Raw genomic sequence first — 19,346 nt, forward strand, 5'->3', positions numbered from 1 at the left:
CCGGGGCAGGAAATTTAAGCGAAGTCGCGAATGACGCGACCTGCGGCGCCTTTCAGGGTTTGGGCACCGGCACCACCGCAATCTTGTACGGATCGAAAATCTTCAGCATCTGGCCATTGTCCCGCAACCCTTGCAGCAACTTGCCGAACACCTCGCCGCTGATGGGCGCGGCCGGACGCAGGATCGCGTAGTGGTGATACACCTGATCGATGCGCTGCGACACCAGCAGCTGATCGGCCACTTGCTCGTTGCGCAGCAGGTAATCGCTCAGGTAGGAGCGCGTCACCAAGGCAATGTCGGCCCGCCCGCGCAGCACCATCAGCAGGTTGCTGTCATGGGAATAGGTCAGCGTGGCGTTGTAGTTCTGCGCGAGGAATTTCGGATCGGCATTGAAGTTGGCGAACTCATAGTGATAGCCGCTGAACAGGGCCAGGCGCTTGCCGGTGAGGTCGGCAAAATAGCTTTGCTGGCGATCGGGCACACGTTGCGCAACGAAAATCTCGGCGTCTTCAAGCCCCATGTCGACGCTGGTGTGGGGGATGTCCTTCCAGCCCCAGTTCGGGTTCTCGAAAATAGCCATGTCGACCCGTCCTTGCTTGAAATCACCGAACCGCCGGGGAATCGAAGTCGGTACCAGGACAAACTGATAGTCGCTCTGCAATTGATTCAAGGCTTCTACCAATTGCGGCAACAGGCCGGTGTCGGCACCGGACTCTGGGCGCACGGTATAAGGAGGGAAATGTGCGGCACCGACCCGCACCAGTTGCGCAGCCTGGGACGGCAACACCCAGCCTGCCACGAGCGACGCCAGCAAAAGCCGCGTGGCCGTCCTAATTGGCGAAGACATCAAAACAACCCACTCCCCAAAAAATACGCATCAATGCATTCAAGCTAGGCGGTTTCGGCCACTTAGCCAGTTTCCTGCCGGCTGATGACAACTTATTGCTTCTCTTCGAGCACAAGAATCAAGGCTTCATCGGCCAATTGATCGAGGCTCATGCTGCCGCCGGCACGAAACCACGTGGTGGTCCAGGACAACGCGCCCGTCAGAAAACGTCGCGTGATGAACACATCACCGCGGATGAAACCGGCATCCTTGGCTTCACCCAGCACTTGCAGCCACAGCGCTTCATAGATATCGCGCAGCGCCAGCACCTGCGCCTGCCCGTCTTCGGACAGCGAACGCCATTCATACACCAGCACTGCCATGGCCTCGCCGCTGCCGCCCATGATCGACTGCAATTCACAGCGAATCAGTGCCAGCACTCGCTCGCGGACGTTGCCGGCCTCGGCCAAGGCGGCGTGCATCAACGCCGTGTTGTAGCGAATGGTCTCCTCCATCACCGCCCGCAGGATCTCATCCTTGCTTTTGAAGTGATGAAAGATGCTGCCCGACTGAATGCCCACGGCACCGGCCAGATCGCGCACCGTGGTGCGCTCATACCCTTTGTTGCGGAACAGGTGAGCCGCCACTTGCAGCAGTTTGCCGCGGGCGCTGTCAGGGTCGGTCAATTGGCCGCTGTCGACCAATTCGCGCATGACCCCCAGGGCTTTTTGCTCGTCCACCCGTTCTCTCCTACAGTCGTTCAATCAAATGCGCCGCCCACCGCTAAAACAGCGGGCTTGCGCGGGCAATTTAAGCTGGCGACGGCAACCAAGCAAGCGCTCGGGCAGAAGATATTTCAGCCGTTTACAAACCAAGCGCTTGCTTGGTAGTCTCGACACACTTCTGTCGGAGGTGGTTATGGAATGGGTTGCGCCTGAAACAATTCGCATCGGATGCGCCAGCGCGTTCTGGGGCGATACCTCGACCGCCGCCGCGCAACTGGTGGACGGTGGGCGTCTGGACTATCTGGTGTTCGATTATTTGGCCGAGATCACCATGTCGATCATGGCCGGCGCACGGATGAAAGATCCGCAGGCGGGCTATGCCGGCGACTTCATCGAAGTCCTCAGCCCGTTGCTGGGGCAACTCGCCGAACAGAAAATCCGCGTCATCAGCAACGCTGGCGGGGTCAATCCACAGGCCTGCGCCGCCGCCCTGCAAGCGGCGTGCGACAAGGCTGGCGTCTCGCTGAAAATCGCCGTGCTGCTGGGCGACGACCTGCAACCGCAGTTCAAACAGCTGAGCAGCCGCGGTCTCCATGAAATGTTCAGCGGCGCGCCCCTGCCACCGATGTGCGTCTCGACCAACGCCTACCTCGGCGCACCGGGCATTGTCGAAGCCCTTCGCCTGGGGGCCGACATCGTCATCACCGGGCGCGTGGTCGACAGCGCGGTGGTCAGTGCCGCGCTGGTGCATGAATTCGGCTGGTCCTGGCATGACTACGACAAATTGGCCCAGGCCGCATTGGCCGGGCACATCATCGAATGTGGCGCGCAGTGCACCGGCGGCAATTTCACCGATTGGCGCGACGTGCCCGATTACGAACACATCGGTTTTCCCATCGTCGAAGTCAGCGCCGACAGCCAGTTCATCATCAGCAAGCCCGAGGGCTCCGGCGGCCTGGTCACGCCACTGACCGTCGGCGAACAAATGCTCTATGAGATCGGCAACCCGCAGGCCTATCTGCTGCCTGACGTGGTCTGCGATTTCACCCGGGTCAAACTCGTGCAACAGGGTAAAAACGCGGTTCAGGTGCATGGCGCCAAAGGCTTGCCACCGACCGATCAGTACAAGGTCAGCGCCACGTACCCGGATGGTTTCCGCTGCACCGCCAGTTGCCTGATCGCCGGGATCGACGCGGTGGCCAAGGCTGAACGGGTCAGTCAGGCGATCATCAACAAGACCTCGGACATTTTCAGCCAGCGCGGCTGGGCGCCCTACAGCGAAGTGAACATCGAACTGCTCGGCAGCGAAGCCACGTACGGCCCCCACGGCCAACGACAGGACAGCCGTGAAGTGGTGATCAAACTCGCGGTGCGCCATCCGAGCAAACAGGCATTGATCGTGTTCTCCCGGGAAATCGCCCAGGCCGCCACCGGTATGGCACCGGGGCTGACCGGAATTGTCGGCGGACGGCCGACGGTGTATCCGCTGATCCGGCTGTTCTCGTTCCTCATCGACAAAACCGCCTGCACGCTGGAAATTGATCTCCAGGGCCAGCGCCATCCGTGCGCCCTGCCCGCCGTCGATGTGATCAACCCGGATGACTTGCCCGTCCCGTTCGACCCACCGCAACCGGCAGAACGCGCCGATGCCAGCGTGGCCCTGATCAAACTCGCTGTGGCGCGCTCCGGCGACAAGGGCAATCACAGCAACATCGGCGTCATGGCCCGCGAATCCGAATACCTGCCATGGATCGCCGAAGCCCTGACGCCCGAGGTGATGGTCGACTGGATGAGCCACGTACTCGACCCGGTTCACGGGCGTGTCGAACGCTGGTATTTGCCCGGCACCCACAGCTTCAATTTTCTCCTGGAAAACGCCCTCGGCGGTGGCGGCGTGGCCAGCCTGCGGATCGATCCGCAAGGCAAGGCCTTCGCCCAGCAGTTGCTGGACATCCAGATTCCGGTGCCCCAGCGCATCGCCGACCAAGTCAACTAGAGGACTGTCGCCATGGCGTACGATTCGATTTTCAAAGCCGACTTGTTTGCAGGCCAAAACATCATCGTCACCGGTGGCGGCAGCGGCATCGGTCGCTGCACCGCACACGAACTGGCGGCCCTCGGTGCCCATGTGCTGCTGGTCGGGCGCAAGGCTGACAAGCTGAAAAGCGTCGCCGCCGAGATTACCGAAGACGGCGGCAAGGCAGATTGGGCCACCTGCGATATTCGTGAAGAAGAAGCGGTCACGCATCTGGTCAGCGAGTTGATCCGCAAGCACGGGCCGATTCACGGGCTGGTCAACAATGCCGGCGGGCAATACCCGTCGCCGCTGGCCTCGATCAATCAAAAGGGTTTCGAAACGGTGATGCGCACCAATCTGGTGGGCGGTTTCCTGATGGCCCGGGAAGTGTTCAATCAGTCGATGAGCAAACACGGTGGCGCCATCGTCAACATGCTCGCCGACATGTGGGGCGGCATGCCCGGCATGGGCCACTCGGGCGCGGCGCGTTCGGGCATGGACAATCTCACCAAGACCGCCGCTTTCGAATGGGGTTATGCCGGGGTGCGGGTCAACGCGGTGGCGCCGGGCTGGGTGGCGTCGAGCGGCATGGACACCTACGAAGGCGCGTTCAAAGCGGTGATTCCAACCTTGCGCGAGCACGTGCCGCTCAAGCGCATCGGCACTGAATCGGAAGTCAGCGCGGCGATTGTGTTCCTGCTCAGCCCGGCGGCGGGATTCATCAGCGGCAGCACCCTGCGCATCGACGGTGCGGCGAGCCTTGGCGGGCGGGCGTGGCCGATTCACAAGGCTACGAACAGTGAGTCGTACAACGGTTTCCATCGCGCCTATTTACCTGACGTACTCAAGGACAAGGAATAAGCCATGCCGGTGATCCAGTCCCAAGTCGACCCGTTCAGCGAACCATTCGCGCAGAACCGTACGGCCATGCTGGTCGGCATCGAGCAGGTGCGCCAGCTCGAACACAACCTGCTGAACAAGGCCGCTGAAGCCAAGCCCAAATTCGACAAGCGCGGCCAGTTGCTGCCCCGTGAACGCCTCAATCTGCTGCTCGACCCCGGTGCGCCATTCCTCGAACTGGCGAGCCTGGCCGGCTACAAACTGCACGACGACAAGGACGGCAGCTCGGCCGGTGGTGGCTTGATCGCCGGCATCGGCTACGTGTCCGGCGTGCGGGTGCTGGTGGTGGCGAACAACAGCGCAATCAAGGGCGGGACCATTTCCCCCAGCGGCCTGAAAAAGTCCCTGCGCCTGCAACAGATCGCCATGGAGAACAAACTGCCGGTGATCACCCTCGCCGAGAGCGGCGGCGCCAACCTCAATTACGCCGCCGAGATTTTCGTCGAAGGTGCACGCAGCTTTGCAAATCAGGCGCGGATGTCGGCCATGGGCCTGCCGCAGATCACCGTGGTCCACGGCTCGGCCACGGCGGGCGGCGCTTATCAGCCGGGGCTCTCGGATTATGTGGTGGTGGTGCGTGGCAAGGCGAAGCTGTTTCTGGCCGGCCCGCCGCTGCTCAAAGCCGCTACCGGTGAAGTCGCCACCGATGAAGAACTGGGCGGCGCCGAGATGCACGCGCAAACCGCCGGCACCGCCGAATACCTGGCCGAGAACGATGCCGATGGCGTGCGCCAGGTGCGCGAGATCGTCAGCCTGCTGTCGTGGAATGCACGGTTGCCGGCAGCACCTGCCCGGTACTGGGAAGACCCGCTCTACTCGATCGACGAGTTGCTCGGGCTGATTCCCGACGACCCGAAAAAACCCTATGACGTGCGCGAAATCATCGCGAGGATTGCCGACGGTTCGAGCTTCCTTGAGTTCAAGGGTGAGTTCGATCAGCAGACCATTTGCGGCCATTTACACATTCAGGGTCGCGCCTGCGGATTCATTGGCAACAACGGCCCGATCACCCCCAAAGGTGCGAGCAAAGCGGCGCAGTTCATTCAGCTGTGTGACCAGAGCCGGACGCCGCTGCTGTTTTTCCACAACACCACCGGGTTCATGGTCGGCACCGAATCGGAACAGCAAGGCGTGATCAAGCACGGCGCGAAGATGATCCAGGCGGTGGCCAACGCCCGGGTGCCCAAACTGACCATCGTCGTCGGCGGCTCCTATGGCGCCGGCAACTACGCGATGTGCGGGCGCGGCCTCGACCCGCGTTTCATCTTCGCCTGGCCTAACAGCCGCACCGCCGTCATGGGCGGCGCACAGGCCGGCAAGGTGCTGCGAATCGTCACCGAAGCCAAGCAGCTCAAGGACGGCTTGGTGCCCGATCCAAAGATGCTCGACATGCTGGAACAGGTCACCGCGCAGAAACTCGACAGCCAGTCCACTGCGCTGTACGGCAGCGCCAACCTGTGGGACGACGGGCTGATCGATCCGCGGGATACCCGGACCTTGCTCGGTTACTTGCTGGACATCTGTCACGAGGCCGATGTGCGGCCGCTGCAAACCAACAGTTTTGGCGTCGCGAGATTCTGATCGCGGATCACAGGAGAACAATAAAAATGATCTTCACCCAGGAACACGAAGCACTGCGTCGCACGGTCCGCCAATTCGTCGAGCACGAGATCAATCCGCACGTCGAGGAATGGGAGAAGGCCGGGCGCTTTCCGATCCACGAGATCTTCCGCAAGGCCGGCGATCTCGGTTTGCTGGGGATTTCCAAACCGGAAAAATTCGGGGGGATGGGCCTCGACTACAGCTACTCGATCGTCGCGGCCGAAGAATTCGGCACCATTCACTGCGGCGGGATTCCGATGTCCATCGGCGTGCAGACCGACATGTGCACCCCAGCCCTCGCCCGTTTCGGCTCAGATGAACTGCGCGAAGAATTCCTCCGTCCGGCCATTACCGGTGAACAGGTCGGCTGCATCGGCGTCTCGGAAGTCGGCGCCGGTTCCGACGTCGCCGGGTTGAAAACCACCGCCCGCAAGGACGGCGACGACTACGTGATCAACGGCAGCAAAATGTGGATCACCAACTCGCCGAGCGCCGATTTCATCTGCCTGCTGGCCAACACCTCGGACGACAAACCGCACGTCAACAAGTCGCTGATCATGGTGCCGATGAACACCCCGGGCATCAGCCTCAGCTCGCACCTGGACAAGCTCGGCATGCGCAGCTCGGAAACCGCCCAAGTGTTTTTCGACAATGTGCGCGTGCCGCAACGCAACCGCATCGGCCACGAAGGCGCGGGCTTCATGATGCAGATGCTGCAGTTCCAGGAGGAACGACTGTTCGGCGCGGCGAACATGATCAAGGGCCTGGAATACTGCGTCGACAGCACCATCGAGTACTGCAAGGAGCGCAAAACCTTTGGCAGCGCGCTGATCGACAACCAGGTCATTCACTTCCGCCTGGCCGAACTGCAAACCGAAATCGAATGCTTGCGAGCGCTGGTCTATCAGGCCACCGAGCAATACATCAAAGGTCAGGACGTCACGCGCCTGGCGTCGATGGCCAAACTCAAGGCCGGGCGCCTGGGCCGCGAAGTCAGCGACAGCTGCCTGCAATATTGGGGCGGCATGGGCTTCATGTGGGACAACCCGGTGGCCCGCGCGTACCGCGATGTGCGGCTGGTCTCGATTGGCGGCGGCGCCGACGAAATCATGCTGGGGATCATCTGCAAGCTCATGGGCATCCTGCCGGGGAAAAAGAAATGAGCGCCCTGCCGGTGTGCCAGACCTTGCTGCTCGAATCCCATAATGGTGTGCTGCACATCACCCTCAATCGTCCGGAAAGCCGCAACGCCATGAGCTTGCAGATGGTCGCCGAACTGCGTGCGGTGCTGGCCGCGGTGCGTGATGATCGAGCCGTTCGTGCACTGGTGATCGGTGGTGCCGGTGGACATTTTTGTGCCGGCGGCGACATCAAGGACATGGCCAATGCCCGCGCTCAAGGCTCGCAGGCCTATCGCGACTTGAACCGGGCGTTCGGCGCTTTGCTGCAAGAAGTGCAACACGCGCCGCAAGTGGTGATTACCGTACTGCAAGGCGCGGTGCTCGGCGGCGGATTGGGGCTGGCCTGCGTCAGCGATGTGGCCCTGGCCGATCACAACGCGCAGTTCGGTCTGCCGGAAACCAGCCTTGGCCTGCTGCCCGCGCAGATCGCGCCGTTTGTGGTCCAGCGCATCGGCCTGACCCAGGCACGTCGACTGGCACTGACGGCCGCGCGGTTCGATGGCACCCAGGCGCGGCGCATGGGCCTGGTGCATTTTGTCGAGCATGACGCGCAGGCCTTGGCCGAGCGCCTCGATGAAATCCTCGCCCATGTGTTGTGCTGCGCGCCGGGGGCAAATGCCACGACGAAAAAACTGTTGCTGGCGAGTGCAGGACAGCCCTCGGACGCGTTGCTGGATGAAGCGGCCGAGTGGTTCAGCGAAGCGGTGACCGGGGCGGAAGGGGTCGAGGGGACGATGGCTTTCGTGCAAAAACGTAAACCGGGGTGGGCCTCTTAAAAGCTTCGCGGGCAAGCCTCGCTCCTACAGAGGTTGATGATGCCCTTGTAGGAGCGAGGCTTGCCCGCGATGAGGCCATCACTTTCACCGCAAAATTCAGGGAACAACCCATGCCCGGACTCAGCAAAATCCTCATCGCCAACCGCGGCGAAATCGCCTGCCGCATCCAGCGCACCGCCCACGCTCTGGGCTACCGCACCGTTGCCGTGTTCAGCGATGCCGACGCCGATGCCCTGCACGTCCAAATGGCCGACGAAGCCGTCAACATCGGCCCGGCCCCGGTGCAGCAGTCCTACCTGAATATCCCGGCAATCATCGACGCCGCCCGGCGCAGCGGTGCCGACGCGATCCATCCCGGCTACGGTTTCCTCTCGGAAAACGCCGAGTTCGCCCTCGCCTGCCAACACGCCGGCATCACCTTCATCGGCCCGAGCCCCGAAGCGATCGAGTTGATGGGCAGCAAACGCCTGTCGAAACTCGCCATGCTCGCGGCCGGTGTGCCGTGCATCAAAGGCTATCAGGGCGCCGAACAGGACGACGCGACCCTGAGCCGCGAAGCCGCACGCATCGGCTACCCGCTGATGATCAAGGCCAGCGCCGGCGGGGGCGGACGCGGCATGCGCCTGGTGCACAGCGCCGACGATTTGCTGGAACAACTACGAACCGCACGCTCCGAAGCCTTGCACGGGTTTGGCAGCGATGAATTGATCCTCGAACAAGCGCTGATCGATCCGCGTCACGTCGAGGTTCAGGTGTTCGGCGACCAGCATGGCAACCTGATCTACCTCGGCGAGCGCGACTGTTCGATCCAGCGCCGCCACCAGAAAGTCATCGAAGAAGCGCCCTGCCCGGTGATGACCAGCGAGTTGCGCCAGGCCATGGGCGAAGCGGCGCTCAAGGCCGGGCGCGCCGTGAATTACGTGGGTGCCGGCACCGTGGAATTCCTGCTGGATGCGCGCGGGCAGTTCTACTTTCTGGAGATGAACACCCGCCTGCAAGTGGAACACCCGGTGACCGAATTGATCACCGGTCTCGACCTGGTGGCTTGGCAGTTGCACGTCGCCGAGGGCCTGCCGCTGCCTTTGAAACAGGAAGACGTGCAGCTCAACGGGCATGCCATGGAAGTGCGTTTGTACGCAGAAGATCCGGCACAGGGCTTTCTGCCGCAAACCGGGCGAATCGAGGCGTGGGAACCTGCGTTGCAGGAGGGTGTACGGATCGATCATGGCTTGATCGAAGGCCAGGACATCAGCCCGTTCTACGATCCGCTGCTGGGCAAGATCATCGCCCATGGCGCGACCCGTGAAGAGGCTCGGCGCAAGCTGCTGCGGGCTGTGCAGGACAGCGTGCTGCTGGGCGTACAAAGCAATCAACGCTTGCTCGCCAGCCTGCTGCAACACCCGCAATTCATCAGCGGCGAATTCAGCACCGGGTTCATCCCGAACTGTTTCGCCGACCATCCTTGTCTGCATCCGCCGGTTCCAAGCGCTGAAGAACTGGCGATTGCCGCTGCATTGTTCTATCACGCGTCAGCGCAGGCTCATCCCGCTCCGCTGGCTGGCTGGCGGAACAACGCCAGCGTGCCTCTGCATTACCGCATCGGCTTGGAGGATCGGGACTGGCCGGTGGCATTGAACGCAGCGCCTGATGCACCGTACCGTTTGCACATCGGCGACCGAACCGTCGAATTGAAGGTCATCCAGTGCGACGGGCACTGGGCCACACTGATAATCGATGGCATTCGCCAACGCCATGCCTACCGCCTCGCGGCCGGGCAACTCTGGCTGTTCACCCGCCCCGGCAGTCTGCGCCTGGTCGATCGAACTCAAGCGCTGGTCAGCAGCCAGGCCAGCGTCAGCTCCGGCACCCTCAAGGCGCCCATGGACGGGGCAATCGTCGACGTACTGGTCAGCGAGGGCAGCCCGGTCAGCAAAGGTCAGCTGCTGGTGGTGCTCGAAGCGATGAAAATGGAACATCCACTTAAATCAGGTATCGACGGGGTGTTGAAACGCTTGCAGGTCCGGGTCGGCGATCAGGTCAAGAATCGTCAGATTTTATTGGAGGTCGAATAAGCTGCTAGGCGGATCCGCCGGCTTTGGCTACGCTCAAGCCCTATCAGGACGCGGATACCAGGAACCCTGCAATGCCTCACTGGCTGGTGATCGATCTGGAAGCCACCACCGATGACGGTGGCTGGCCAGTAACGGAAATGGAAATCATCGAAATCGGTGCCACCCTCGTGGACCGCAAAGGACGCGAAGTGGATTTTTTCCAGTGCTTCGTACAGCCGTTGCGGCGCCCGCTGCTGACGCCGTTTTGCCGGGAACTGACGCACATCACCCAGGCCAACGTCGACAACGCGCAGACGCTAAACGAAGTCTGGCCGTCGTTCGAGCAATGGCTCGGGCGCCATCAATCGGAGCTGGAGGGCTGGGCCAGTTGGGGCGATTACGATCGCAAGCAACTGCTTCAGGAATGGCAGCGGCTGCAACTGGACAGCATTCTTGCCAGCGTGCCGCACATGAATCTCAAACAGCGCTTTGCCAAGGCCCGACGCCTGGAACGCCCGCTGGGGCTCAACGGCGCGCTGCAACTGGCGGGCATGCAGTTCAATGGCCAACAGCATCGGGCGCTGGAAGATGCGCGTAATACGGCGCGTCTGTTGCCACAGGTTCTGCCCCTGGAGAGGTGACGGCGTTCAAGGCCTTGTGCATACTGGCCGGCCCTTTTTAGCCCTTTTCGAGGAATCGCCCATGTTTAAAGTCAACGAGTACTTCGACGGCACCGTCAAGTCGATCGCCTTTGGCACCGCTGAAGGTCCTGCGACCATCGGCGTCATGGCTCCGGGCGAATACGAATTCGGCACCAGCCAACGTGAAATCATGCACGTGGTAACCGGCGCCCTGACCGTCAAGCTGCCTGACAGCACCGATTGGGAAACCTTCGCCGCCGGCAGCCAGTTCAATGTGCCTGCCAACAGCAAGTTCCAGCTGAAAGTGGCCGTCGACACCGCTTACCTGTGCGAATACCGCGGCTAAACCCCCGGACTTCACAGGGACAAAAAAATGCCCGCGTCCTTTTGGGACGCGGGCATTTTTCGTTCAGGGTGTTTTATTCCAGGATCGTCACCGGCATACCGACTTCAAGTTGGCCGTTGCTGTCGTTGACCAGGTTCTGCCCGAACATCGCACCGTCGGCTTCGGAACGGTATTTCTGCAACGTGGCCAGAGGTTCGCGATCATCGCTGCGCTGACCGGTTTGCGGGTCGATGGTGGTCAGGATGCAGCGCGAACAGGACTTGACCACGCGGAACTCGACATCGCCGATGCGGATACGCTTCCAGCTGTCTTCGGCAAACGCCTCGCTGCCCTCGATCACCAGATTCGGTCGAAAGCGCAGCATTTCCAGCGGACGCCCGACCTTTTGCGAGAGGTCTTCCAGCGACGCCTGCCCGATCAGCAGCAGCGGAAAGCCATCGGCGAACGCCACTTGATCGTCGTCACGGCCGTAGCCCGCTTGCGTGGTGCGCGCGCGATCCAGAGGAATTTGTACCAGTCGCGTGGGCTTTCCGATGAACTCGCTTACCCAGGCGCCGGCCTCATCACCGGCATCGGGCACGCGCAGACTGTCTTTGAAGATCGTCACACCGCGCAGTTCAGCGGCGCTGCCTGGCAAGGCAATGTCGATGGGTGAGCGCCCGGGCGCACTGAGGGTCAAGCCGCCGTCGGCATTCCACAACGCCGACAACTGACTCATCTGCCCCACCGCACGCTGGGTCAGGAAACGCCCGCTGGCCTCGTCCACGAGCATCCAGCGTCGATCACCGTCCAGACCCAGTTTGTCGAGGCTGACCTGTTGCAGGGGCTCGCCCTTGCCGGATTTCAACGGATAACGGTAAAGCGCGCTCAGACGCAACATGGCCAGCTCCCTGATGGGCAAAAAACGCCACCCTATACGAGCTTGATCGCCGAATCAAAGGGCTGAGCATTGGACACTGCATACATTGTGGGAGCGGGCTTGCTCGCGAAGGCGGCGGGACAGTCGACATGAATGCTGAATGTTAAATCGCATTCGCGAGCAAGCCCGCTCCCACAGGTAGATCGCGTGCAGCCTTTACATCTTTATCAGGCGGGCACTTCGTCAAGCATCAGGCGCTGGCGCACGACGTCGACGAGTTTGTCCGGCTGGAACTTGGAGAGGAAATTGTCGCAGCCGACTTTCTTGACCATCGAGTCGTTGAAGCTGCCCGACAGCGACGTGTGCAGCACCACGTAGAGGCCGCGCAGGCGCGGGTCGTTACGGATTTCGGTGGTCAGGCGATAGCCGTCCATTTCCGGCATTTCCGCGTCGGTAAAGACCATCAGCAGTTTGTCGGTCATCGACACGCCCGTATCGGCCCAGGCCTTGAGCATGTTCAGTGCCTTCAAGCCGTCGCTGGCGATGTGCATCTTCACGCCCAGCTGGCCCAGGGTGTCGCGTAATTGCGAAAGGGCTACGTTGGAGTCGTCCACGAGCAGCACTTCACGGCCACGGGCGCGTTCAAGCACCGGGTCGTCGAGTTTTTCACGCGAGACCTTGGCGTTGTAAGGCACGATTTCGGCCAGGACTTTTTCGACGTCGATGATTTCCACCAACTGATCGTCGACCTTGCTGATGGCAGTCAGGTAATGCTGGCGGCCGGCGCTGGTCGGCGGCGGCAGAATGGCTTCCCAGTTCATGTTGACGATGCGGTCCACGCCGCCGACCAGGAACGCCTGCACCGAACGGTTGTACTCGGTGACAATGATCGTGCTGGTAGGGCTTGGCACCAGCGGACGCATGCCGATTGCCTGGGACAGGTCGATCACCGGCAAGGTCTGGCCACGCAGGTTGACCACGCCGCAGACAAACGGATGGCGCTGGGGCATCAGGGTCAGCTTCGGCAGTTGCAACACTTCCTGCACTTTGAAGACGTTGATCGCGAACAATTGACGACCGGCCAGCCGGAACATGAGAATTTCCAGGCGATTCTCACCCACCAGTTGCGTGCGTTGGTCTACCGTGTCGAGAATGCCGGCCATTAATGACTCCTGGGCTTGTACTGATGAATTCACTAAAGAGGGTTATCGGCTGTTTTTGCCAGACCTTGACCCTGAGACAAAATGCCACGATCAGGCATTGATGTCACATTAACATCATGCTTTACTGGCGCCGTGATTTCATCTGCTCCATCACCTGCGGCGCGACCTCGGTTTGCACGTAAGGTTCCCCTGTGTAAGGGATTCCCCTAGTAACAATCAGGCCCAACCTGATATTCGCAATATCCAATAGCCATTAATGTGACGCCATTCTCATTGCATGAACGGAGTCAGGCTTTTGTGTGCGATCGCAGGTAAGTGGCCATCCACCCTCTCGAGTTCCCCAGCCTGCGCCCAGGCCTGCCGGAGCGCGATCTCATGCCGGCACGGCAGCGTCTGGACGTTGGGAATCTTCGTCGACACACACGACATCCCCTCATTTGACATGACGTTGTGGAGATAAGCATGGCGAACGACCCTAAACAGTGGGCTCAGCGCTTCCCGGAGTTCCTCGTCGAGGCTGAAACACTTCTGGCCAAATCGGAGGAGTGCCTTAGCCACCTGCAGTTGATCAGCAATGACAGAGACGCAATCGATTGCATGCTCAGCAGCCTGCTCAAACTGGCCAGCAAAGCCGACGCCCTGGCACTGGAAGCGGTGTCTGAATTTTCGCTGCACATTCATGGTTTGCTGAACCACGCCCAAAGCCACATGGAACTGCACGATCAAGCCTTGGGTGCACTGAAAGACTGCTTTACGCTGATGGCCTGGCAACTCGAGCTCATCGATCAGACCACCGGCCAACTCAGCCTGGATGACAGTGAACAGACTTCCCTGATCGAAGCTTTTGCGTTCCAGGTTGGACAAAGTCATTTTCAGCTGCCGGTTAATTCCAAACCGTTCACGCTCGTTTCCTATTCGGAGCACCAGGCTTAATTCGCCAGATAGCACTGCCGTGTTGCGTATTCTTATTGCCATGATGCCGCTCATTAACTTGAGTGCGCTCATGTCGCAATTGAATATTTCATACCTGTCAACGACAGTTCGATTCAAATAACAATCCACTTCGTAAAACTTTTTCCATTGTGGAACTATCGTCCAGAGCTTTAATTCCTGACCGAATAGACATATATAGCAAACGCGACCAACGGTATCTTAAGTGGTATTATGCCGACCATTAGTTGACGCCAATTAATGGCAAAGTGATTTCAGATGAACACAGCCCAATAAGTTGAAAGGCTGTAGTTTCAACCCTGGACCGCACTGCTTGAGACGAGTCACTACAGATTTTCAGACAGAGACCCGTCAACCTCTATGGCCGGTCTGCCCGCAGCGAACATCCATTGGCTCCATCCGCTATGTACGCCAGTCTCAAGTCAATTACCGTGTGGCCACCCTCCCAAAAAAACGCGCGACGGTTCACGCTTGTGCTGTGCACCAGTTCGGCCTTGGGCAGCTTGCTGGCCTTCAGCCTGTCTGTTCCACTGCCGGTGAGCCTGCTGGTACTCAATCTGGCGGCACTCGCCTGCATCTGGGTGCAACATTGCCTCTCTCGCAAGTCGATAAAATTTCAGCCGCAAGAGCTGGCCGACCGTTTGCTGGAAGTGCAGGAAAATGAACGTCACCGACTCAGTCGAGAATTGCATGACGACATCGGCCAATTACTGACCGCTGCAAAACTTCAAAGTGAATGGCTCAGACGCCGGATGCCTGAAGACATGCAAGGCCAGTGTTCGGTACTCTGCGACACACTGGATGAAACCCTGAACAAGGTTCGTGATGTCTCCGCCATTCTCAATCCCAGGCAGTTGGCCAGTCTCGGACTGGAGGCCAGTTTGCGTGCACATTTGCTCAAGACCCTGGCCAATACCTCGATACACTGGAGCCTGGAATGCCATCAACGCTTGACCGGCATACCGGAAGAAATGGCAGTGGCGGCCTTTCGAATTACCCAGGAAGCGGTGACTAATATTTTGCGCCACGCCGAAGCCAATAACTTGTTGATCCGGCTGCAACGCATGCCCCAGGGTTTGACGCTGTTGATCAGCGATGATGGCCTGGGGTTCGCGCCGGCAGCCGACCCCGGTCGCGAGGGCCAGCGCGGGATGGCCGGAATGGTGGAACGGGTCGATCAGCTGGGCGGTACCCTGGCCGTGACCAGCGAGCCGGGCAAAGGCACTCAAATCGAAGCACTCTTTCCGTGGGCGCCCCGTGCGCTCGAACGGGCCAGTACGAATAAGGTTTTGCATTGACTTGTAACTTACTTCTGGTGGATGACCACTCGCTTATCAGGGCAGGCGTGCGCGCTCTGGTGCTGGATATTCCCGGCTACGCGGTCATTGGCGAGGCCAATGACGGCTCGCAGTTACTCGAGATGGTCGAGAAGCTGGCGCCTGACATTGTTCTGCTGGATATCTCCATGAAGGAGACCGGCGGCCTTGAAGCCTTGCAACGGCTCAAGCGGGTACGCCCGCAAAGCAAGGTGCTGATCCTGTCGATGCACACCGACCCTGCCCTCATCATGCAGGCGCTTGAGTCCGGTGCTCATGGCTATTTGCTCAAGGACACCACGGCCACCGAGCTGGAACATGCCCTGGATGCCTTGCGCAACAATGAACGCTACCTGAGCCCGGCCATTGCCCACACCGTCATCAACCAGGCGCTTATCCGCAACCAGAAACACCAGCCAGAGCCTCCAGATTCGCACAACCTGACGGCCCGTCAGCTGGAAATCCTGCGACTGATTGTTCGTGGCAAATCCACCCGGGAAATCGCCAATGGCCTGGGTCTCAGTATCAAAACCGTTGAAACCCACCGCTCGCAGATCATGAAGCGCTTGCAGATCTACGACGTGGCAGGCCTGGTTCTGTTTGCCGTGCGCGAGCAAATCATCAGTCTGGACGACTAGCCGTTTTCGAAGCGCTCAGCAGCGGCGAGTCCTGCGGCAAATGCACGCGCAATGCCGCTGGACGCGCCGAGAATCGCAGGCTCTCACCCTCAATAGGCTCGCCATCCAGATTGATATAGAGGCCCTCCGAGACCTTGATCTCGACCCAGGGCAGGCGCGCTCGCACAAACATGTTGTCGATGCCGAAGCCATCGGCCAGCAGCGTTTTCAAGGTACTGACCACTTCCTGCGGCGCAGGCAAAATGCTGATATCCAGCAGACCATCGTCAGCCAGCGCCTCCGGGCACAGCACATGACCACCGCCCGCCTGCCGACCGTTGCCGATCCCCAAGGCCAACAGCTCACCGCTCCAATGAAAGTCCGGCCCCTGCAACTCGCCGTAGGCAGCGTGCAACTCGCTGAAGCGCGATAGGCCGGTGAACAGATAAGCTGCGCCGCCGAGGACTTTTTTCAAGTCTTCCGAGGTGTTCGCCGTGACCTGGCTACCAAAGCCGCCGGTGGCCATGTTCAAAAAGACCTGTCCGCCCACTTCCCCCAGATCAATCGCGTGCGGGGTTGCTTCCAGAAGGTCCAGCGCCAGAGCGGGTTCCAGCGGCACACCGGCGGCGCGGGCAAAATCATTGGCGGTGCCCAGCGGCATCAGCACCAGACTGGCCTGCGTCGACTGTGCAGCCATGGCTTCGGCGATATCGCGCAAGGTGCCATCACCGCCACCGGCAATGAGTTGCGTATAGCCAGCGCTCAGCGCTTCTTCCACCAGCCGCTGCGCGTCCCCTGCCTCCCAGGTCACTCGGACCGCCAACTCCCAGCCCTGCTGGCGTTTGACGTCGACGGCCGCACGGACCTCCTCGTTGAGTGCCTGCTTGCCATGCAGAATCAACAGCGCCTTGCGCTCACTCATTATTGTCGCTCCCGTGTTTGGAATCCGTATGGGAGATGTTGACCTCACCAGCCCCTATAAAAGTCGCATGGATTTGAATTTTTTTGAGGCGCGATGCCTTGCGGTCCTACAGGGCGGGATATTTTCTTACAAGATGTGCGGAATCGGCTCAATTGACCAACCTTGGCGATTGGTACACCTTGGTGTCCGCAGCATCAGTCATCAACATTAAACACACAGGGATGTGCAAACCATGAGTAGACCCTCTTCAAGGGCCACACAAAGCGCAATCAACGATAGTGCTGACCACCCAAAGGGCTTCAGTGCAAGGAGCGTTTTAGTCCATGCAAAGTCATGACATGAGGTTACCGGTCAGTCAGGTCGCGCCATTGGCAGAAAGTCGCGCCACTCATCAGGCTGAATTCAATAACAGCGCAAAACCCGCCGCAGGAGTTGATATGGAACCTCGCGTCATTGAACTCGAGACACACCTCAAATACATCCGAAGAGACATGGAAGAGGTCCGTGGTGATGTTAAATCCATCAAACACCGGCTGGCCTATTCCGCAGGTGGAACAGCCGTTGTCCTGGGGCTGTTGGGCTGGGTCGCCAACAGCCGCTTCGATCAGGTCGTTTCACTTCTGGCGCGTTAAACGCTAGCCATGCACGCAAGCCCCCGGCGCGATCGCCCGGGCTTGCGTGGCAAGACTGTCGACGGGATCAGCTCAGGACTTCACTCAACGGAATGAAGTTAACGTAATCACCTTCGATCAGCGTGCGGTCTTCCAGCACTTCAACCAGGCCATCAGCCCAGGCGGCACTGCGAAGCACCCCAGAACTCTGGTTCTTGTAGATGATTGCCCGACCATTCTCCAGGCGCCCACGCAAATACTCTCGGCGATTACCGGCCTTGGGCCAGTCGAACCCTGCCGGCACCTGGAACTTCAACGGCTCAACCTCTTTCACACCTTGGCGGCGCAAGAGATAGGGTCTGGCCAACAAGGCGAACGTAACCAGCGTCGATGCCGGGTTGCCGGGCAAGCCGATCACAGGGACGCCGCGAAAATGCCCGAACGTCAGCGGCTTACCCGGTTTGATGGCGAGTTTCCACAAGGTCAACTCGCCCTCTTCGCGCAAGGCAATGCCCAGGAAATCGGCCTCTCCCACAGACACGCCGCCGGTAGAAAGGATCAAGTCGACATCCTTCAATTCGCCAAGACGGGCACGAGTGGTCGGTAAATCATCTGGAAGAATTCCGGCATCGATCACTTCACAGCCCAAGCGCTGCAACCAACTGCACAGCAACACACGATTACTGTTGTATATCTGTCCCGGCCCAAGGGGCTGGCCCGGCTCTATCAACTCATCTCCGGTTGACAGGACCGCAACACAAATCTTGCGAACCACGTTCAGCTCAGCGCATCCCAGCGACGCCGCCAGGCCCTGCTCGATAGGTCCGAGGCGCGTGCCAGCCGGCAAAACAAGCTCGCCGATAGTGGTTTCCTGGCCTTGAGGGCGAATATTTTGACCCGAGGTCATCGTCTCGGTAAAACGGACGCGTTCATCCGCCAGGACCTCGGCGTTCTCCTGCATCTCGACGCCATCGGCACCCGCCGGCACGGGCGCGCCGGTAAAGATCCGGGCGCAGGTACCTGGCTTCAACGGTTCGGGCGCCTGGCCAGCAAAAATTTTCTGGCTGACCAGCAACGGCTCTCCCGTCCAGTCACCGATACGCAAGGCATAACCGTCCATGGCACTGTTCGGCCAAGGCGGCAGATCAAGCGTCGAGACCAGGTCATCGGCCAGTATGCGACCTTGAACCTGCGCCAACGGCAAGCACTCACGCTCACGTATCGTGGATGCCTCAGCCATTTCCAGCAAACGTGCCAGCGCCACCTCGACAGCCATCAGGCTGCCGGTTTTGCCGGGCTTACCCACGGGATTCACAGGGTGCCGCCTGTTTCAGGTGGGCGACGAAATTGCACGGACGGTGCCGCGAATCCAGTTGTTCGGCGAGGATGCCATCCCAGCCGGTGCGCACAGCGTTGGTCGAACCTGGCAAGCAGCAGACCAGCGTGCCATTGGCCAATCCTGCCAGGGCCCGGGACTGAACAGTCGACGTGCCGATGTCCGCGACCGAAATCTGTCGGAACAACTCCCCAAAACCATCGACTTGCTTGTCCAGCAGGCAACTCACCGCTTCCGGCGTGCTGTCGCGCCCTGTGAAGCCGGTACCGCCAGTGATCAACACGACCTGCACGACATCTTCGGCGATCCAGTTGGCGACTTGCGCACGAATTTTGTAGAGATCATCTTTAAGCAAAACCCGAGCGGCCAGGTTATGACCGGCAGCGCTCAAACGGTCGACGAACATCTGTCCTGACGTATCGGTTTCCAGGGTTCGGGTATCGCTGACCGTCAACACCGCAATATTGAGCGGCGCGAAAGGTACATCAGCCTTGGCTTTCATAGGC

19 protein-coding genes are annotated in these 19,346 nt (G+C 60.1%); 12 read left to right on the plus strand and 7 right to left on the minus strand.

What is annotated here, in order from left to right:
* Positions 1 to 52: 52 nt before the first annotated feature.
* Together ACA049_RS21500 and ACA049_RS21505 are read right to left on the minus strand one after the other, a co-directional pair.
* Positions 53 to 847 carry a substrate-binding periplasmic protein gene (locus ACA049_RS21500; protein ID WP_497329676.1) on the minus strand — a complete coding sequence of 265 codons (795 nt, stop codon included), beginning with the start codon at positions 845 to 847 and terminating at the stop codon, positions 53 to 55.
* A gap of 92 nt (positions 848 to 939) precedes the next feature.
* Positions 940 to 1,566: a TetR/AcrR family transcriptional regulator gene (locus tag ACA049_RS21505; protein WP_497329678.1), complete on the minus strand. Its 627-nt coding sequence runs from the start codon at positions 1,564 to 1,566 to the stop codon at positions 940 to 942.
* Positions 1,567 to 1,744: 178 nt separating this feature from the next.
* Between ACA049_RS21505 and ACA049_RS21510 the strand changes: the two genes are divergently transcribed.
* The 8 genes from ACA049_RS21510 (at position 1,745) to ppnP (ending at position 11,065) form a co-directional block, all read left to right on the plus strand.
* Complete coding sequence (locus ACA049_RS21510) at positions 1,745 to 3,547, plus strand: acyclic terpene utilization AtuA family protein (RefSeq protein WP_497329680.1); 1,803 nt, start codon at positions 1,745 to 1,747, stop codon at positions 3,545 to 3,547.
* A gap of 12 nt (positions 3,548 to 3,559) precedes the next feature.
* Positions 3,560 to 4,429, plus strand: a complete 870-nt coding sequence (locus ACA049_RS21515; protein WP_497329682.1) for an SDR family oxidoreductase — start codon at positions 3,560 to 3,562, stop codon at positions 4,427 to 4,429.
* A gap of 3 nt (positions 4,430 to 4,432) precedes the next feature.
* Entirely contained in the window at positions 4,433 to 6,049 is a 1,617-nt protein-coding gene (gene atuC / locus ACA049_RS21520) for a geranyl-CoA carboxylase subunit beta (RefSeq protein ID WP_497329684.1), read from the plus strand.
* 26 nt (positions 6,050 to 6,075) lie between these two features.
* On the plus strand, positions 6,076 to 7,233 hold the full coding sequence (gene atuD / locus ACA049_RS21525; protein WP_497329686.1) for a citronellyl-CoA dehydrogenase: 1,158 nt from the start codon (positions 6,076 to 6,078) through the stop codon (positions 7,231 to 7,233).
* Positions 7,230 to 8,027, plus strand: a complete 798-nt coding sequence (locus ACA049_RS21530; protein ID WP_497329688.1) for an enoyl-CoA hydratase/isomerase family protein — start codon at positions 7,230 to 7,232, stop codon at positions 8,025 to 8,027. The genes atuD and ACA049_RS21530 overlap by 4 nt, the downstream gene beginning before the upstream one ends.
* A gap of 110 nt (positions 8,028 to 8,137) precedes the next feature.
* Positions 8,138 to 10,099 (plus strand): acetyl/propionyl/methylcrotonyl-CoA carboxylase subunit alpha, encoded by a 1,962-nt coding sequence (locus ACA049_RS21535; RefSeq protein WP_497329690.1) that lies wholly within the window; start codon positions 8,138 to 8,140, stop codon positions 10,097 to 10,099.
* Between the two features lie 71 nt (positions 10,100 to 10,170).
* The gene (locus ACA049_RS21540) at positions 10,171 to 10,719 is read left to right on the plus strand and encodes a 3'-5' exonuclease (protein WP_497329692.1); all 549 of its coding nucleotides are present in this window, start codon (positions 10,171 to 10,173) and stop codon (positions 10,717 to 10,719) included.
* A gap of 61 nt (positions 10,720 to 10,780) precedes the next feature.
* Complete coding sequence (ppnP, locus tag ACA049_RS21545) at positions 10,781 to 11,065, plus strand: pyrimidine/purine nucleoside phosphorylase (protein ID WP_010461229.1); 285 nt, start codon at positions 10,781 to 10,783, stop codon at positions 11,063 to 11,065.
* Between the two features lie 73 nt (positions 11,066 to 11,138).
* On the opposite strand, the gene ACA049_RS21550 is transcribed toward ppnP, so the two are convergent.
* Positions 11,139 to 11,945, minus strand: a complete 807-nt coding sequence (locus ACA049_RS21550) for an MOSC domain-containing protein (RefSeq protein WP_497329694.1) — start codon at positions 11,943 to 11,945, stop codon at positions 11,139 to 11,141.
* Positions 11,946 to 12,151: 206 nt separating this feature from the next.
* On the minus strand, positions 12,152 to 13,087 hold the full coding sequence (locus tag ACA049_RS21555) for a chemotaxis protein CheV (protein WP_131060074.1): 936 nt from the start codon (positions 13,085 to 13,087) through the stop codon (positions 12,152 to 12,154).
* 462 nt (positions 13,088 to 13,549) lie between these two features.
* Here ACA049_RS21555 and ACA049_RS21560 point away from each other — a divergent pair, with 462 nt between their 5' ends.
* The 3 genes from ACA049_RS21560 to ACA049_RS21570 all read left to right on the plus strand — a co-directional run bounded on the left by ACA049_RS21560 (position 13,550) and on the right by ACA049_RS21570 (position 15,992).
* A complete protein-coding gene (locus ACA049_RS21560) occupies positions 13,550 to 14,020 on the plus strand; it encodes a hypothetical protein (protein WP_497329696.1) in 471 nt (156 codons plus the stop codon).
* 422 nt (positions 14,021 to 14,442) lie between these two features.
* A complete protein-coding gene (locus tag ACA049_RS21565) occupies positions 14,443 to 15,336 on the plus strand; it encodes a sensor histidine kinase (protein WP_497336930.1) in 894 nt (297 codons plus the stop codon).
* Positions 15,333 to 15,992: a response regulator gene (locus tag ACA049_RS21570; protein ID WP_497329698.1), complete on the plus strand. Its 660-nt coding sequence runs from the start codon at positions 15,333 to 15,335 to the stop codon at positions 15,990 to 15,992. Before ACA049_RS21565 ends, ACA049_RS21570 begins: the two co-directional genes overlap by 4 nt.
* Here ACA049_RS21570 and yegS read toward each other — a convergent pair.
* Entirely contained in the window at positions 15,976 to 16,893 is a 918-nt protein-coding gene (gene yegS / locus ACA049_RS21575) for a lipid kinase YegS (RefSeq protein WP_497329700.1), read from the minus strand. The genes ACA049_RS21570 and yegS overlap by 17 nt on opposite strands.
* A gap of 323 nt (positions 16,894 to 17,216) precedes the next feature.
* Between yegS and ACA049_RS21580 the strand changes: the two genes are divergently transcribed.
* Positions 17,217 to 17,525: a hypothetical protein gene (locus tag ACA049_RS21580; protein ID WP_497329702.1), complete on the plus strand. Its 309-nt coding sequence runs from the start codon at positions 17,217 to 17,219 to the stop codon at positions 17,523 to 17,525.
* 67 nt (positions 17,526 to 17,592) lie between these two features.
* On the opposite strand, the gene ACA049_RS21585 is transcribed toward ACA049_RS21580, so the two are convergent.
* Both ACA049_RS21585 and moaB read right to left on the minus strand, forming a co-directional pair.
* Complete coding sequence (locus ACA049_RS21585; RefSeq protein WP_497329704.1) at positions 17,593 to 18,819, minus strand: molybdopterin molybdotransferase MoeA; 1,227 nt, start codon at positions 18,817 to 18,819, stop codon at positions 17,593 to 17,595.
* Complete coding sequence (gene moaB / locus ACA049_RS21590) at positions 18,803 to 19,342, minus strand: molybdenum cofactor biosynthesis protein B (RefSeq protein ID WP_497329706.1); 540 nt, start codon at positions 19,340 to 19,342, stop codon at positions 18,803 to 18,805. Before moaB ends, ACA049_RS21585 begins: the two co-directional genes overlap by 17 nt.
* Between the last annotated feature and the right edge of the window lie 4 nt (positions 19,343 to 19,346).

It is taken from the genome of Pseudomonas sp. LBUM1662 (genome assembly GCF_059695915.1).

Bases quoted from the DNA above. Each gene is read 5' to 3' on its own strand.
- ACA049_RS21500 (WP_497329676.1), bottom strand. From the start codon at position 847: ATGTCTTCGCCAATTAGGACGGCCACGCGGCTTTTGCTGGCGTCGCTC.
- ACA049_RS21510 (WP_497329680.1), top strand. From the start codon at position 1,745: ATGGAATGGGTTGCGCCTGAAACAATTCGCATCGGATGCGCCAGCGCG.
- ACA049_RS21515 (WP_497329682.1), top strand. From the start codon at position 3,560: ATGGCGTACGATTCGATTTTCAAAGCCGACTTGTTTGCAGGCCAAAAC.
- atuC (WP_497329684.1), top strand. From the start codon at position 4,433: ATGCCGGTGATCCAGTCCCAAGTCGACCCGTTCAGCGAACCATTCGCG.
- atuD (WP_497329686.1), top strand. From the start codon at position 6,076: ATGATCTTCACCCAGGAACACGAAGCACTGCGTCGCACGGTCCGCCAA.
- ACA049_RS21530 (WP_497329688.1), top strand. From the start codon at position 7,230: ATGAGCGCCCTGCCGGTGTGCCAGACCTTGCTGCTCGAATCCCATAAT.
- ACA049_RS21535 (WP_497329690.1), top strand. From the start codon at position 8,138: ATGCCCGGACTCAGCAAAATCCTCATCGCCAACCGCGGCGAAATCGCC.
- ACA049_RS21540 (WP_497329692.1), top strand. From the start codon at position 10,171: ATGCCTCACTGGCTGGTGATCGATCTGGAAGCCACCACCGATGACGGT.
- ppnP (WP_010461229.1), top strand. From the start codon at position 10,781: ATGTTTAAAGTCAACGAGTACTTCGACGGCACCGTCAAGTCGATCGCC.
- ACA049_RS21550 (WP_497329694.1), bottom strand. From the start codon at position 11,945: ATGTTGCGTCTGAGCGCGCTTTACCGTTATCCGTTGAAATCCGGCAAG.
- ACA049_RS21555 (WP_131060074.1), bottom strand. From the start codon at position 13,087: ATGGCCGGCATTCTCGACACGGTAGACCAACGCACGCAACTGGTGGGT.
- ACA049_RS21560 (WP_497329696.1), top strand. From the start codon at position 13,550: ATGGCGAACGACCCTAAACAGTGGGCTCAGCGCTTCCCGGAGTTCCTC.
- ACA049_RS21565 (WP_497336930.1), top strand. From the start codon at position 14,443: ATGTACGCCAGTCTCAAGTCAATTACCGTGTGGCCACCCTCCCAAAAA.
- yegS (WP_497329700.1), bottom strand. From the start codon at position 16,893: ATGAGTGAGCGCAAGGCGCTGTTGATTCTGCATGGCAAGCAGGCACTC.
- ACA049_RS21580 (WP_497329702.1), top strand. From the start codon at position 17,217: ATGCAAAGTCATGACATGAGGTTACCGGTCAGTCAGGTCGCGCCATTG.
- moaB (WP_497329706.1), bottom strand. From the start codon at position 19,342: ATGAAAGCCAAGGCTGATGTACCTTTCGCGCCGCTCAATATTGCGGTG.